The following is a 16045-nucleotide window of genomic DNA, read 5'->3' on the forward strand; positions in this document are numbered from 1 at the left end:
CGGGTATCTGAAAATATAATTGCTGTAATTGCTTATACGGGACTCTTTTAGCTGTGTTAGGCAGTGTTACTGATTGATGAACCTTACATTATCAATCCATGCCCTGTCCTGGCCTTTTGAGCCTGAACCGTCTTTCTGGTATTTCCACTTGAGCACGTGGTTTCCAGGCAGTATCGGGAACTGAGCCGTTGTCCAGTCAACTTCGCCTGACCATTCGCCCTTGAGTGTGTCGTCAATATAGAATACCAGTTTATCGTACTTAGCCTCTGAAGAAACCATAAAGTCAAAAGATATAACAGAGGCTGTTACTTCGGTCTCCAGCTCAATGACAGCCTGGCAGCGATCTCTGAATGCGAGTTTTTGAGGAGTTTTGAGGCAAATATCGCCGCTGGAAGAATTCTCGTTATCAAAAACCCAGGCGTATTTCTGTTCCTTGTCGCCATAAACATCAAGACCGTAATTGTTCCAGCCTGAATAGTCCAGGTATTCTTCTTCAAAATCAAAAGAAGATGTATCATAGAACTGGCTGAACATGGTTATCATATCAAGCCATGCGGCATCCGCTCCGACCGAATTGGCATGATCCTTTGAGTATTGCCATGTAAATACGTGCGGGCCCGGCGTCAGTGCGAAGACATATTCCTGCCAGTCTATTTCGCCGCTGTTTTCCAGGAGCAGTTTCTCATCTATGTAGAATTTCAGGAAGTCTTGGTCTTGCTCACACGAGACTTTATTGAAGAAGCTGATGGCGTTGAACGCAGCATCGACTTCTATCGAGATGCTTGTCGATTCGTTATCTTCAATTGATGCGGACTTGGCGCTGAAGTCTCCCGCGTAAGAGGCATTTCGGGTTGTAACCCACGGCCAGTCAGCGTCCGGGTTGTACCAGTTCCATTTTGTGAGATCACCCGACTCGAAGGACTCAATAAACGCCAGCTCTTTTTGCCAGTATGTGTTGATCAGGGCGTAGTCCTTATTGTCAACAATACCGGAAGAATCAATATCCGCGCCTGAGCAGAAGTCGTCGAGCTCTGAACACGTGTCCAGCCATCTGGAGAATACTTCAAGCAGGTCAAGCATATCAATGTGGTAATCCCCGTTTATATCTATGTTTACAGGAGAGGATATAATTGATACGGAATATTGCTCGATAAAATCACCAGGCTCTTCGGTAGCCACTTTCAAGTAGTATTTCCCCTCATCGAGGATGCAGTCAATGCTGGCAAGAGAGGCTACCGGCTTGGAGGTTGTTTTTATAGGTGTTGAGCTTCCGTCTGCGTTGAAAAGCTCAAGCCGTATATTTTTGTCTTCATAGTTGGCGGTTTCTATTTCAACCAGAGATATCCAGTTTATGTTGAATTCTATGTAATCAACGTCGTCTTCGGGGTAGAGGCTCCTGAATTGTGAAGGCCCGTTTGTCTGAGCCTTTGAAGCCTCCGCTAGACTGTCATCGTCTTCATACATGTCCGGGTGGGGTCCGTTTATCTGGAGTTCGAAATCAACTCCCCACTGGTTGCCGGTCTGTGTGCTGTCAGAAAGGCTTTTGCCGACGTGGACAAGGGTGTAGGCGGGGTTGTATCCTTCGGCGTTTATCGAAAATGTATAGTCCGTGTTGCTCGGCAGATGCGTTATAGCATATATGCCTTTATCGTCTGTGATATCGGTATATGTGTTAAGTCCGTCTGTGGCAACGATTTCGATTCCCTTGAGCAAATCGCCCTCAAGCGTTTTGACTCTTCCGCTGACTATTTCGCCGTTTCCATGGGTGTATATGTTGTACATGCACTCATCAACAATGCTGAACATGTTTATATCGGGCAGCTGGTACCATAGGTCTTCCGCGCCGTCCCAGCCCATGTTGAGGTGGTGGTACATTACCTCATCATTAAAGCCGTAACCGTCGCATATGATTGCGTGCCCGCCGCCGGCCCCTGAAATTCCCAGATATACCGGCAGTCCGGCATCGAGGTTAGAGTTTGCCATATGGGGCAGCGGATCTCCGATGTTATTCGGGTAGTTGTTACCGTAAATAGCGTTGGAGTAACCAAATACATATTCCAAGGCATCTCTGCCGTTCGCTGATAGAGCACCGGAAGCATAGGAAGAGTAGCTCATGTTTACCGCTATGCCCACGTCATAGCAAAGCGCGCCAACAGCATAGGATTCCATGTTTAGATCGATCGGATCCTGGCTGCAGTCAGGGACATACGGCATCAGGTCCCAGTCATAGGCTCCGCCCTGTCCGTCGCCGCCGTGTGTGGACAATGTTGTCTGGGCGCCGTTGATCTGGACGGTGAAATCCATTATCCCAACAGGAGAAATGGGCCATTGATGGTAACGCATTATCTGTGAAATGGCAGTAGAGACACAGCCGCAGACATAGTTACTGGGGGTAAACCTGTTGTAGAAGTTAATATCGCAGACATCCGCCTGTCCCCATTTGGACTTGACAAGAGGCTCGACCCAGACATCGGAAATGATTTCCGGGTACCTTGATTTTGTCTGGGTAGATTCGAGGCTCAGGCCGATATATCTGTCCCATTTTGTCTGATTCGATTTGGCAGAAGCCGATGTTTTTTTCTGTTCATCTTTGAGCCGCTTAAATCTTGCGGTCAGGTCTTTCTCAAGAATCGCCGTCAGGTGAGGGTTCGACCCTTCGCGGAAAAACCCCGTAGAAGAGAACGCGATCACTGGCTCAATTTCATCATCGCCGGATAAAATCACGTAACCTTCGCCCTGTATATCGACAATGTGATAAAGGGGCAGATTATTTTTTTCGACAGTTTTGACGTCGCCGGCTAAACCGCCGAACTTACGTCCCATGGGCTTTTCCTGAAACTTTAACCATCCTGAAGCGGCTGAGATTGCCTGTTTTTTTGTTGTTTCTTTTGCGTAAACACTTGGTAGGAAACAACTTAAAGCCGCTAAAATCAGGAATAGGAAAAGTCCTCTTTTCCGGAATAAGAATAATGATTGCATATGATTCCTGTATTATAGCATTATAAAGAATGTATTATATTAACGTTTAGTGTCTAAATCAAGTAATTATGTTACATAAAATATAAAAAATATTATGTAAATCTATGTTGCGGGCAGTCATGGCTGTTCAATCTAAATTATAATAATATTACCTGTAAAGACGAGAACGGTTCAGTTATTTTCTCTTGTTTGTAAGTTTTATAAATGGGGGAACAATAAACCGAACACAAACGAACATGTTGGTTTGTTGTGCGTGCAGACGACAGAGGCGATTTGGAGCAGATTCCTGAATTTGTTCAGGGGTTTTGTGGTATGAAATCCAAATCAGCAGAGAGGAAACAGCGTTTATTCCGGTATTATATTGTGATACAGTGTATTACCAGGGCTCTGCAGGATATCATACGCGGGGATGACATTTTTTTCGGGTAATGGTTGAATTTGAATTCAGTTATGGTTAAATAGTCTTGTGTCTTGTAATGAGCGGCACATCGCGATTGGACAGCTGAACATTTGTGTTCAAAAAGAGTATAATTTGCAGGACTTTTCAAGAGTCTTTCAAAGTATATTATAATAGAGTATTTATTGCTTAGAGGTATAAATGTTTGAGCGATTTACAGATAGGGCGAGAAAAGTAATGGTTCTTGCCAACCAGGAAGCCCAGCGGTTTAACCACGAATACATCGGCACGGAGCATTTGTTTCTCGGCCTTGTTAAGGAAGGCAGCGGCGTGGGAGCAACAGTTCTGCGGAATCTGGGCATTGATATACGCAAGGTTCGCATTGAAGTCGAGAAGATGGTCAAGAGCGGCCCCAATGTCGTTTCACTTGGAAAACTTCCACAAACACCGCGAGTGAAAAGGGTTATAGAATATGCTATAGAAGAGGCACGTTCTCTTAATCATAATTACATCGGTACCGAACATATTCTGCTCGGTCTTCTACGCGAAACCGAGGGTATCGCGGCACAGGTCATGCTCAATCTCGGAGTAAATCTCGAGGATGTGCGTGATGAGGTTCTCAACATACTCAGCCCGGGAGTATCTGATAAGGACGTTCCCGGCCCGTCTATCCGCAAATCAAAACGTGACCAGCGTGAACAGCGCAGCAAGACGCCTGCACTTGACAGTTTCGGCCGTGATTTGACGGTACTTGCCCAGAAGGGCGAGCTTGATCCTGTTATCGGGCGTTCCCGTGAGATAGACCGTCTGATATTGATATTGTGCCGGCGAACAAAGAACAATCCGGTTCTCATCGGAGAGGCCGGCGTTGGAAAAACAGCCATTGTAGAGGGGCTTGCCCAGAGGATTATTTCCAAATCCATTCCCGAACTGCTTAAAGACAGGCGGGTTATAGTTCTTGACCTTGCAATGATGGTAGCGGGCACTAAATACCGCGGCCAGTTTGAAGAACGAATCAAGGCTGTCATACAGGAAGTAACGCGCAGCGGCAATGTGATACTCTTCATTGACGAGCTGCATACGCTTGTCGGTGCCGGCGGGGCCGAGGGCGCAATCGACGCGTCTAATGTACTCAAACCGGCACTTGCCCGCGGCGAGCTCCAGTGCATCGGTGCGACAACAATGGATGAGTACCGAAAATACGTGGAAAAGGACGCAGCGCTTGAGAGGCGTTTCCAGACTATCATTGTAGAGCCTCCCACAAAAGATGAGGCGGTACAGATACTTAAAGGGCTTAAGGGCCGCTATCAAGACCACCACAAAGTAAAATACAGCGCAGAAGCGCTTTACCAGGCCGTTGAGCTTTCAAGCCGCTACATAAGCGGCCGCTGTCTGCCGGATAAGGCGATCGATGTGATCGATGAGGCCGGCGCGCAGGCGCACCTTAAAAATATGACCCCGCCGCCCAATCTTACTGAGCTGGAAGAAAGAATTGAACAGCTCAACCGTGAGAAAAACGCAGCTGTCAGTGCTTCGGATTATGAGCGTGCGGCGGCGCTTCGTGATGAATCACAGAAACTTACAGACGAAAAAGAACGCAGGCTCAGCGAATGGAAAGCCCAGTGCAGTGACTTCTGCGGTACGGTAGATACCGAAGATATCGCAGAGGTTGTAAGCAAAATGACCGGCGTTCCGCTAACGCGGCTGGAGAAGGCCGAAACCCAGCGGCTGCTTGAGCTGGAAAGTGAGCTTCACAGACGTGTCGTATCACAAGACGAGGCGGTTACAGCAGTTGCAAAGGCTGTCCGCCGCAGCCGTTCAGGTCTCAAAGACCCCAACAGACCGATCGCCAGCTTTATATTCAGCGGGCCCAGCGGTGTCGGAAAGACACTTCTGGCAAGGGCATTGGCAGAGTTTATGTTTGGCGATGAGGATGCCCTCATTCAGATTGACATGAGTGAATACATGGAGAAGCACAGCGTCAGCAGGCTTGTCGGCGCTCCTCCCGGGTATGTCGGCTATGAAGAGGGCGGCCAGCTCACAGAGCGCATCCGCCGCAAGCCCTATGCCGTTCTTCTGCTTGACGAGATAGAGAAGGCGCATCCGGATGTCTCCAACATGCTGCTCCAGATTATGGAAGAGGGCCGTCTCACCGATAACTACGGAAGACATATAGACTTCAGAAACGTAATACTGATTATGACAAGCAATATCGGTGCTGACCTGATAAGAAATCAGTCCGGTTTCGGGTTCGGAAAACGCACCGCAGAAGCGAATTTTGATAAGATGAAAGAGCTTCTTGACAAGGAAATCGACCGTCATTTCAGGCCGGAATTTCTCAACAGGCTTGACGGCAAGATCGCTTTCCGCGGCCTGACGACTGATGACCTGAAGGTTATCGTTGATTATGAGCTGAACAAGGTCTTTAAGCGTCTTATAGAGCATGGACTCGAATTGCGGCTTGACCAGGGCGCACGTGATTTCCTCATAGACAAGGGATACAACCCCGAATACGGCGCTCGTCCGCTCAGAAGGGCGATAGAGGCTTATATTGAAGATCCCCTGTCTGAAAAGAAACTTCGCGGCGACTTCAAAGACAAAAACTACATCGAAATCAGCGTGCTTGATGAGGAGCACTTGAAATTTACAGGCGGCTTTGATGCCGAGCTGGATAAAAAACAAAAAGAAGCTCAGGCTGCTGACAAGAAAAATAAAGAAGAACCGGAGGCGGCGGTCACCTGATTCAGAGCCTGGGGCAATTTAAAAAGACAGGAGGTTTTTAAATGGTCAGTGCAAGATGTTTCAATGCTTTAACCGCATTGGTATTAACGGTTTGCGCGTGTTCTTATGCAGAGTTTACGGTTTTTGACGTTTTTACCGGACAGGGGCCCCAGTCTCAGCCGTCAATAAGCGGCAGCACAGTGGTCTGGGTAGAGAAGTTCGGCGATTCATCCAGAATTTTCATAAAGGATGCTGATGACACGCTTAAAGCGCCCGATATGATAGGCCAGTTCCCCGGAGATGCGTACCCGGACTTCGACGGCAGGTTTGTCGTCTGGCACAGTGACAATGACCCTGATCATGACATCTGGTGCTGCGACACTTCCGGCATTATAGCCGCTGATCCCTTCGCAGTTGCACCCAGTTCCAATGTTCAGAAGTTTCCGGCAGTCTCAAACGGCATAATTTCCTGGCAGGAATACGCTTATGTCTCCGAAATATGGAAGGCGAGTATCGTCGATGAGGTATTTGAAGCGAATAAGGTATTGATTGAGACCGACCCCAACTGCTACGACCCTGATATCAGTGAAAGTTTGATAGCCTGGGAAGACGCCCGCGACGGGGCTGAAAACCGCGACATCCGCGGCTATGATTATACCGGCGGCGGCGAGATAATCATCTGCCAGGCAGAGGGAATCCAGGAAAACCCGGCGGTTGACGGGCGAAATGTTGTCTGGGCAGATTCACGTGGCGGCAATTCGGACATATATCTGCGTGATATCGACGCGGCGTTGGAGATACCGGTTTGCATATCAGAGGGCGAGCAGAACAACCCCGCGATCTGCGGCCGCTGGATAGCGTGGCAGGACGCGCGAAACGGAACATATCAGATTTATCTATATGATATTAAAAGTTTTACGACATACCAGCTAAACCCCACGGCACAGTCCCAGGAGATGCCCGCTTTGAGCCAAGAGCTGATATGCTGGCAGGAAAACGGCCTTATTAAAGCGGCAGTGCTGCCCGATGCCTCCGAGTTAGAGCTGACATCACCTGCCGGCGGTGAAACGCTGATTGCCGGATTTGAACATCTGGTTACCTGGGACAGCAGTCTGCCTTCGGGGCATACCATAGATATCGAATATTCAGACGACCTCGGGCTTACCTGGCACCGTATAGCCTCGTCTGTGGAAGATACAGGCCAGTGGTTTTGGCAGGATATACCCTCCAGCGGCGGCGAAAAAAGGATTTTGCGTGTAATTGACGCTGATTCCGATTACAATGCTGACGCAGGCGGTTTGTTTGACGTGTCGGATTGTGACCCGTCTCTGACCGCCGACGCTAACGGCGACTGTGTAGTAGATTTAGCTGACTTCTCGGAGCTTGCCGTTCAATGGCAGCAGAAAGGGTACTGATCTGCCCGCGGTTCAGGGCCGCATCTGCCGGATGGGATATTATAGATATGCTTATGGAGATACTTTTTGAAAAAAAACGGATATGAGTTGTTAAAGCTCACAAGGCCGCGGCATTGGATAAAGAATTTTGTAGTTCTGCTGCCCTTGTTTTTCAGCTTCAGTTTTACCAGCCCCGCGGCATGGGCGCAGGCTCTGAGCTGCGCGATTGTTTTTTGTCTGGCATCATCAATCGTTTACATTGTCAACGATATAGAAGACCGTGACAGGGATTGCCATCACCCTGTAAAGAAGAACCGGCCAATTGCTTCCGGAGCGGTAAGCATTAAAGAGGCTCTTGCACTGCTGGTTGTCCTGGCTGTTATAACAGTATTGCTCTCGCTGAGCCTGGATTTGGCGACTTTTGTTATAATACTGATGTATCTTCTTTTGCAGGCGGCATATACGTTTTTTCTCAAAAAACACGCCCTGCTCGATGTTACCTGCATATCGCTGGGGTTTGTGCTTCGGGCGGTTGCCGGAGCCATTGCGATAGACGTTTATATAAGCCACTGGCTCTTTATCTGCATGTTCACGCTGTTTCTGTTTATGGGTTTCTGCAAGCGGTACAACGAAATCGCCGTCATAGGCAGCAATGACCAGGCGCTTCTGCACCGGCAGGCGCTGAATTCCTATGACCCGGCAGTCCTGACGCATTTGATAACACTGGCGGCATCGGTGTTTTTGATATCGTTTCTGCTCTACAGCACCAGCCCGGAAACTATTGAGCGGTTTGGCGGCGACTACATGGTCTATACCTTTCCGCTGGTTATTATAGCAGTTGGGCGCTTTGCCATGCTTTCGATACGCGGCACATACAACGACCCCGTAGAGCTGATATACAAAGACATCCTGTTTGCCGGCACATGCGCAGCCTGGAGTGTTTCGATTTTGATAATCCTGCTGCTTAAACAAGGTGTTTTTTAGGAGAGCAGTAAAATGCTTCGCAAAATTATCATGGTTACTCTGGCTTTGTCAGCTGCGGCAGTTTCTGCTGAAACCATCACACGTTCTGATGTTATTGACAGAATTGAGGGTATGTGGTTGGGTCAGATAGTTGCAAACATGGCAGGCCGAGCCACGGAAGGGAAGTACAGCGGTTCTTATCCAAATCCCGCTGAAAGTGTTCCCTGGGTTTTGAAGGGGCCGGAAGAATCCTGGCCGGCAGACGATGATACTGATATAGAGTACATCGCACTTGATACGCTTGAGACATGCGGTATTAACCCTTCTGCCGGTCAGCTGGCATCTCAATGGCTTGACCATATCACAAGTTCCGGCATATACATCTCAAACCGTCAGGCATGGTATCTTATGGGGGATGGTTTTCTTCCGCCGGAAACCGGCAGCCGCAATTACAATATGCACTGGTACTCGATAGACTGCCAGATAACAAATGAAATCATCGGTGCAATAAATCCGGGTTTAGCTCAACATGCAATAGAAACAACCCGCAAATTTGCACTGATGTCTAATGAAGGTTTTCCGGTTCACGCGGCTCAGTTTTACAGCTGCATGTACTCCAATGCTTATTTCCAATCGGACATACGAACTCTGATTGATGAGGCTCTTGAGATAATTCCTCATACAAGCCGCAGTTATCAGGTTGTTCAGGATGTTTTGACCTGGTACGATGAAGATATGCTTGACGGTACACCCGATTGGAGGTCTCTGAGGCAAAAGCTGTATGATTATTACGGCAGCGGCCCTTATGCGATGGGACGATATTATAACTGGATTGAATCAACAGTAAATCTCGGGGCGACTGTTATGTCTCTTCTGTATGGCGGCGGAGATTATAAAGAGACTGTTCAGATAGGGATTCTGGCCGGCTGGGATTGCGATTGCAACCCCGCAACTGCCGGCGGAATTATAGGAATAATCAACGGCAGAAGCGGCCTGCCCCAAGACCTGTTCGGGCCGGATGTTTGCAGCAATGTTTATTCACAGACATACCGCGTTAATCTTCCGCTATCGGAAACAATTGAAAGCATAGCTAACAGAGCGGCTGATATTGCTGAAATCAATATTGTTGCTAACGGCGGAACAGTTACGGTTGCCGAAGATGATTATATTTATGATATACCGCTTCAGAACTCACTTTCGGGTGATTTTCCCGTTTCTCAGTCTGACGGGCCAAAAGGGCTTGTCGCAGAAGCCTTGACAGAAGGAATAGATGTTTCGCCAGACGCAGCGAAAAATAACCAGAATCCGGATAATGACCGGTACAATTTGAATTCCATAATTGACGGTGTGGCAACTAATGTACATAACGGGGTAAGGCCCTACTGGAGCTATGGGAGTGAGGTTGACCGCGACTGGTACAGCCTGAACTTTTCGCAGCCTGTAATCATAAATTCAGTCACCTTTTATGAAGGAGATATTGTATGGGGCGGCATAAATACCTATGTTGCATCTGACTCTTCACGCGGCGGTTATTTTGAGGATTTAACAGTTGAGTTTCTTGATGATGGGCAATATGTCGAGGTGTCCGGCCTTATCCAGTCTGAACCGCTCATTCGGACAAAGATGTACCAGATAATCCGCTTTGACTTTGATTCTGTAATTACATCTTCAGTAAGGATTATAGGTACCGCAGGAGGCAGTCAGAAATATACAACAATACTCGAATTGGAGGCGGGCGGTTCTGTCGATACGTTTTACGGTGATTTTGATAAAAGCGGATCAGTCGATAATCTTGATTTTGCTGTTCTTGCCCTGAACTGGGGCTATGGCGGTTCTGCCGCAGTTGATTACAACGATGACGGTTTTATTGACAGCTTTGAGTTAATTGTTTTTGCAGAAAACTGGATGTCAACGCGATAGGAAATTATGAATAAACATATGAAGTACTGGCTTGCCGTTTTTGTGGTTTTTCTCGGCATTTATATTTACACACTTGCTCCTGACGTTGTCTGGCAGGATCAGGGAGATTATCAGTACAGAAGCGCTGTGAACGAATATGAGTTCCCCGGAGATGTCGTACGGGCTCACCCTCTTTATGTTGTTATAGCCCATGCTGTGGGTCGTTTAACTCCTATGAGTTATGCTTATGCGGCCAATTTTACCAGTGCCTTTTTTGCCGCCATAAGCGTAGCAAATGTTTTTGTCATTGTATATTTTCTAACCGGCCGGAGCCTTGCCGGAATTCTTGCCGCGGGTCTTTACGGTCTGGCGCATACAACCTGGTTTAATGCTGTTCAGGCTCAGACATACAGTATGTCAGCAGCGTGCCTAAGTCTGTCTTATCTTTTGTTTATTATGTACCGCAGATACCCCAGATGTGTTTATCTGCTGCTGATTGGTTTTGTTTCAGGGCTTGGCATGAGTACGCATATCATGAGCCAGATAGGCTTTGCGGTAATCTTCTGCTCTCTGTTTTATATGATGTGCAAAGGGCCTCTGCCCTGGAAACACCTTCTCTGGCTGGCTCTGCTTTGGTTTGCCGGTGCTTTTATGCTCTGGCATGTAATGTGGCTGGAGTTTGAGCGTACCGGAGAGCTGTTTGCAACTATCGCCTCGGCAGTGTGGGGTAAATGGGGCGGGGCGGTGTTCAATTTCGGACGTGTGTTTCATCTGGCTAAACAGAGCTTTATGTTTTTTGTGCTGAATTTTCCAACGCCGCTGGTGCTCCTGGCAGTGCTTGGCGTTGTGCGTGCTAAAGGTATTTTGAAAGACAACGTGATTTTCTGGTCGCTGTTGGTCTCGCTGGGGCTCTATGTTCTCTTTGCTTTTCGTTATGATATTCCAAATCAGAATAACTTTTTCCTGCCGGCTTATATGCTTGTTGCTATATACGCCGGTCTTGGACTTTCACGGCTGTTTAAGAGGGACACAGTTCTTCTATCGGCGGCAATCATGACACTGTTTGTTCTGGAGATATTAACCTATCCGGCAATATCGCACATTGCCAGATCACGCCAGATGAGTATCGGCACCCGCCGCACAGTTCCATACCGTGATGAATACAGTTATTACCTGATTCCATGGCAGCAGAACCAGACGGGGCCGCGGCAGTTGTTTACAGAGCTTTTTGATATCCTGCCCAAAGAAGCGGTTCTGCTGGTTGATTCTACGGTTTATGACCCGCTGATGTATGTAATAGCGGCAGAAAATCCCCGTCCCGATATCTTTGTATATAAGCCGTATGCCGCCCCCGACATTATTGAGGTGCACCGGCGTATGGGCTGCCGGTTTTATGTTGTGAGCAAACACCCTGCCTATATTCCCGATTGGGTTGAGCCGGACGAGCTCGCAGCGGTGGAGCTGCCGGGAGGAGCTCAAATCTACGAGATAATAATAGATGAATCCTGAAAGGTTAGAAACAGCGGTATTAGATTTTATTCAAAGCGGGAAACTTTTTGCCGATGATTGCGAATCGGTACTTCTCGGCGTTTCCGGCGGGCTGGATTCTGTCTGCATGTTTGAGATAATGCGCCGGCTCTGCAATTGCGGCCGGCTGAAACTGCGGCTTGGGGTGGTGCATGTAAACCATAAACTGCGGGGCGAGGCCTCTGACGCAGATGAATCATTTGTCGAGCATTTATGCGCATCTCACGGCGTGGCGTGCTTTTCCTTCGCGTTTGATGTGGACGCTTATGCCCGCCAGAAAAAGATATCTCTCGAGACTGCCGGCCGAGACCTGCGTCAGAAGGCTTTCTGTCAGGCAGGTGAGCAGTTCGGGACAAATGTCGCCGTTCTGGCTCATCACTTCAACGACAATGTCGAAACCGTTCTGCACCGTCTCATTCGCGGCTGCGGGTACGCCGGACTGGGCGGGATAAGTGCCAGAAACGTATTTGACAAAGAGTCTCTGGTGTTTGTCAGGCCGCTGCTGGGCATCAAACGCAGGGAGCTGGAAGGATACGCCGCCCAACTCGACCTGCAATGGCGGCAGGACCACACAAACGCCGAGGCGGTATATACCCGAAACGTGATCCGTCTGCTTTTGATACCTATGCTTGAAAAGGACTTTCCCCTGCTCTCTGATACGTTAAACAGCCTTTCTGTTTCCGCTCAGAGGTTCAATGATGCCCTGGAAAGAGACGCGGCGGCACTGCAAAAGCGGATAGTAAAAGAGCAGCAGCCGGATCAGATGATTATTGATACAGCAAAACTTCTGCGGCTGAAAAAGCCCCATCAGGTTGCTCTGCTGCGAATGATATGCCGGCATTTTGAAGACACCGCCGGCGAGATAACCCGTGTGCATCTCGACCAGATGCTCCGGCTTGCCGCACGTTCTCAATCGGGCAGGCAGATACGGCTGCCGGGCGGGGTTTACGTTCGCAAGGGGCAGGGCGATATTATGCTCAGTACCTCCGAGCAGCCTGTTTTTGACTCAGAACCTCTCGAGCTTGAGGTTGGCAGGGTTAATAAATATGGATACAGCAGAATCGAAATGACTTTCCTGGATTCCTTTGACTGGAAAACAATACGCAGCCATTCGCCGTATGAGGAATATTTTGACGCCGCGAAAATCACCTGGCCTGTGCGTCTGCGCCGGCGCAAAAGCGGTGACAGATTCAGGCCGCTGGGCAGCAGATACACAAAAAAGGTCAGCCGGTTTCTCACAGACCAGAAGACAGATTTACAGACACGCCGCAAGGTTTTGATATTCGAGGATCAGAAAAATATAATCTGGGTCTCTCCGCTTCGGATAAGCTCAGCGGCGGCAGTATCCGAAAAAACAGAACAGATACTGAAAATATCGCTTCACTGGCTGTAAGTAAATAAAGACCCCTGCGGGTTGGCGTTATCCTGGTCTGTGTGTTCCACGAAAAAAGGCCGGGGTTTTATTCCCGGCCTTGTGTGTTGTTTGCGTGTAAACGGGGTTTACTTGTTTGTCTTGAGGCAGTGCATTGTAAAGCTGCCGTAAACCGCGTTTTCGCCGAGCTGTTCGTTTATCCTGAGCAGCTGGTTGTATTTAGCCACGCGGTCGCTTCGTGAGGGAGCACCGGTCTTGATCTGGCCGCAGCCCAGGGCAACAGCGAGGTCGGCGATTGTTGAGTCTTCGGTTTCGCCTGAGCGGTGGCTCATAACAGCGGTGTAGCCGTTGAGCTGTGCCATCTTCACGGCGTTGATTGTCTCGGTGAGCGTGCCGATCTGGTTGACCTTGATCAGGATCGAGTTTGCAGCGCCCATGTCTATGCCGCGTGCGAGGCGTTCGGTGTTTGTGACGAACAGGTCATCGCCGACAAGCTGGCATTTTGAGCCGGCGGTGTCGGTGAATGTTTTCCAGCCGTCCCAGTCTTCTTCTGCCAGGCCGTCTTCGATAGAGACGATCGGGTATTTCTCAATCCAGCCCTTCCAGTGGTCAGCCATCTGCTCGCCGGAGAGTGTCTCGTCTGGATTGCTTTTGAAGAAGCTGTATGTGTTTGTTTTCTCGTCCCACATTTCAGTAGTAGCCGGGTCGAGTGCGATAGCGATCTGCTCGCCGGGCTTGTAGCCAGCCTTTTCGATGGCTTCCACGATAACCTCTACTGCCTCGTCGTTGCTCTTTAGAGACGGAGCAAATCCGCCTTCATCGCCGACAGCGGTATTGTAGCCGCGTTCGGTGAGAACCTTCTTGAGTGTGTGGAAAACTTCAGCGCCCATCTGGAGTGCTTCGGGGAAGCTCTTTGCGCCTACGGGCATCGCCATGAATTCCTGGAAGTCAACGTTGTTGTCGGCGTGGCGGCCGCCGTTGAGGATGTTCATCATGGGCACGGGCAGGATGTTTGCGTTGCTGCCGCCGATATAGCGGTAGAGGGGCAGTCCGCAACTGTCCGCGGCGGCCTTGGCGACTGCCAGTGATACGCCGAGGATGGCGTTTGCGCCGAGACGTGCCTTGTTTGCAGTGCCGTCAAGCTCAATCATTGTCTTGTCGATTTCTTCCTGCTCGAGGGCGTTCATGCCGATAATTTCGGGTGCGATGACCTCGTTTACGTTTTTGACAGCCTGGAGGGTTCCTTTGCCCATGAAGCGGTCTTTGTCGCCGTCGCGAAGCTCAACAGCCTCAAAAGCGCCGGTACTTGCTCCGCTGGGTACAGCGGCGCGGCCGAATGAACCGTCGTCAAGGGTAATGTCAACCTCGACGGTCGGGTTTCCGCGGGAGTCGATGATCTCGCGGGCGGTAATGTCAACGATAGATACGTACATTTCGTTTCCTTTCGATAACTACGTGTTTTTTATAGATTTATATTTTTTACGATTACAATGTCCGCGTAATAATGCCGCGGGGTTTGCTTACACACACCTAAAATCATATGTTTTTACTGTGTTAAGTCAAGAAATCATGTAATATTATTGAATTATTGCCCTGAGCACCGGTTTCGCAGTTTCACACATAAAAAAAGGCCCATACAATCAGTATGAGCCTTATCATTCCTAATGGGTTATCGTAAAATTGTCTCAGCTTTTTCTGCGAATCAGCAGACTTCCAAGCCCCAGAATCATCATAGTGGCCGGTTCGGGAACGAGGCTTATGGTTGTGGCAAAACCGTCTTCGGTGATGTTGTAAGCTGCCCGATTCGTATTGACCACGCCGTCAATTGACACCTTACCGTTGTCAATATACCACGCCCAGACACCACCGGTTGTGCCGCCGCCCTTTTCGCCAAGGGTCAAAGAGCCGGCATTGCTGGAAGCAAAGTCCAGAGTAAGGCCAAACCCTGTTGCGGGTATCGCATCAATTATAATCTCACCTGTGCCGCCTGCGAGCATCTTATAATTTACAGAGCCGCTGGCCTGGGCGGCATGAAAGACACCATTGCCCATGCTGACTGTACCTTTAAGGGCTGATGGAGCTCTGAAATCCGGTGTTTCAACACTGCCGTTAAGGATATTGAGTTCCATATTTTCTTTATACTGCGACCAGAATACCAGCTCAGTGCTGACGTTCAGGTTAACAACCGTTTGCCAGTCAGAAGTGTCGATTTCAATAAGTGTTGTTACGCCGGAACCTGAAAGACCGCCTCGCATCGCAAGCCCGCTCGGGGATTTGATCTGGCCGCCCTCTAAACGCACGGCAATATTGTATAAGGCAGGGGGAGTCCAGACATTGTTTGCCTGGGTTATAAGGCCGGTATCACTGCCGTAGGGGACGGCCCCGCCTTCCCAGTTACCAGCCATATCAATAGCACCAACACCGGCATAACGGCCGCCGGAACCATCAGGCTGTCCGAGGAAGTTAACATAATCAGCAGAGGCAAGACTGGCAACACCAAAGGCCAGCACTAAAACAAAAACGCTGCATTTCTTCATTTTTTTCTCCTTACGCGTTAACTGTAATTAACTATACAAATTGAAACATGCATCTAAAACATGCCCCGACTTTTGATTCAAATGAATTCCACTAACACATTTGAACGTATAGCTTTTCATAATCATGATAGCATGTTTATCATAAGATTTCAAAGTCATTTTGCGTTTTAAACAAGTCATTTTGCGCAAACTTAGACCTCTTATTCTAACAAAAAAGGCCTTCACAGTTTGTGGAGGCCTTTATGAATGGTACTTA

Annotated in this window: 9 protein-coding genes; 6 read left to right on the forward strand and 3 right to left on the reverse strand. The window is 48.9% G+C overall.

The window, feature by feature from the left end:
- Window positions 1-66: 66 nt before the first annotated feature.
- Window positions 67-2979 carry a C10 family peptidase gene (locus SMSP2_RS12815; RefSeq protein WP_146684435.1) on the reverse strand — a complete coding sequence of 971 codons (2913 nt, stop codon included), beginning with the start codon at window positions 2977-2979 and terminating at the stop codon, window positions 67-69.
- 598 nt (window positions 2980-3577) lie between these two features.
- Here SMSP2_RS12815 and SMSP2_RS12820 point away from each other — a divergent pair.
- From SMSP2_RS12820 to tilS, 6 genes are all read left to right on the forward strand, one after another.
- Window positions 3578-6118 (forward strand): ATP-dependent Clp protease ATP-binding subunit, encoded by a 2541-nt coding sequence (locus tag SMSP2_RS12820; protein WP_146684436.1) that lies wholly within the window; start codon window positions 3578-3580, stop codon window positions 6116-6118.
- 41 nt (window positions 6119-6159) lie between these two features.
- Window positions 6160-7512: a TolB family protein gene (locus tag SMSP2_RS12825; protein WP_146684437.1), complete on the forward strand. Its 1353-nt coding sequence runs from the start codon at window positions 6160-6162 to the stop codon at window positions 7510-7512.
- Window positions 7513-7578: 66 nt separating this feature from the next.
- A complete protein-coding gene (locus tag SMSP2_RS12830) occupies window positions 7579-8475 on the forward strand; it encodes a decaprenyl-phosphate phosphoribosyltransferase (protein ID WP_186804720.1) in 897 nt (298 codons plus the stop codon).
- Between the two features lie 12 nt (window positions 8476-8487).
- Window positions 8488-10374, forward strand: a complete 1887-nt coding sequence (locus SMSP2_RS12835; RefSeq protein ID WP_146684439.1) for an ADP-ribosylglycohydrolase family protein — start codon at window positions 8488-8490, stop codon at window positions 10372-10374.
- A 6-nt stretch (window positions 10375-10380) separates the two neighbouring features.
- Window positions 10381-11862, forward strand: coding sequence for a protein O-mannosyl-transferase family (locus SMSP2_RS12840; protein WP_146684440.1), 1482 nt, complete (start codon window positions 10381-10383; stop codon window positions 11860-11862).
- Complete coding sequence (tilS, locus tag SMSP2_RS12845; protein WP_146684441.1) at window positions 11852-13273, forward strand: tRNA lysidine(34) synthetase TilS; 1422 nt, start codon at window positions 11852-11854, stop codon at window positions 13271-13273. Before SMSP2_RS12840 ends, tilS begins: the two co-directional genes overlap by 11 nt.
- A 107-nt stretch (window positions 13274-13380) precedes the next feature.
- On the opposite strand, the gene eno is transcribed toward tilS, so the two are convergent.
- Both eno and SMSP2_RS12855 read right to left on the reverse strand, forming a co-directional pair.
- Entirely contained in the window at window positions 13381-14685 is a 1305-nt protein-coding gene (gene eno, locus SMSP2_RS12850; RefSeq protein ID WP_146684442.1) for a phosphopyruvate hydratase, read from the reverse strand.
- A 252-nt stretch (window positions 14686-14937) separates the two neighbouring features.
- Window positions 14938-15789, reverse strand: a complete 852-nt coding sequence (locus tag SMSP2_RS12855; RefSeq protein ID WP_146684443.1) for a PEP-CTERM sorting domain-containing protein — start codon at window positions 15787-15789, stop codon at window positions 14938-14940.
- Between the last annotated feature and the right edge of the window lie 256 nt (window positions 15790-16045).

The organism is Limihaloglobus sulfuriphilus (genome assembly GCF_001999965.1).
Classification (GTDB): Bacteria; Planctomycetota; Phycisphaerae; order Sedimentisphaerales; family Sedimentisphaeraceae; genus Limihaloglobus; species Limihaloglobus sulfuriphilus.

Excerpts from the sequence above, each read along its gene's own strand:
- eno (WP_146684442.1), bottom strand. The coding sequence starts at position 14,685 with ATGTACGTATCTATCGTTGACATTACCGCCCGCGAGATCATCGACTCC.
- SMSP2_RS12855 (WP_146684443.1), bottom strand. The coding sequence starts at position 15,789 with ATGAAGAAATGCAGCGTTTTTGTTTTAGTGCTGGCCTTTGGTGTTGCC.
- SMSP2_RS12815 (WP_146684435.1), bottom strand. The coding sequence starts at position 2,979 with ATGCAATCATTATTCTTATTCCGGAAAAGAGGACTTTTCCTATTCCTG.
- SMSP2_RS12840 (WP_146684440.1), top strand. The coding sequence starts at position 10,381 with ATGAATAAACATATGAAGTACTGGCTTGCCGTTTTTGTGGTTTTTCTC.
- SMSP2_RS12835 (WP_146684439.1), top strand. The coding sequence starts at position 8,488 with ATGCTTCGCAAAATTATCATGGTTACTCTGGCTTTGTCAGCTGCGGCA.
- SMSP2_RS12820 (WP_146684436.1), top strand. The coding sequence starts at position 3,578 with ATGTTTGAGCGATTTACAGATAGGGCGAGAAAAGTAATGGTTCTTGCC.
- SMSP2_RS12825 (WP_146684437.1), top strand. The coding sequence starts at position 6,160 with ATGGTCAGTGCAAGATGTTTCAATGCTTTAACCGCATTGGTATTAACG.
- tilS (WP_146684441.1), top strand. The coding sequence starts at position 11,852 with ATGAATCCTGAAAGGTTAGAAACAGCGGTATTAGATTTTATTCAAAGC.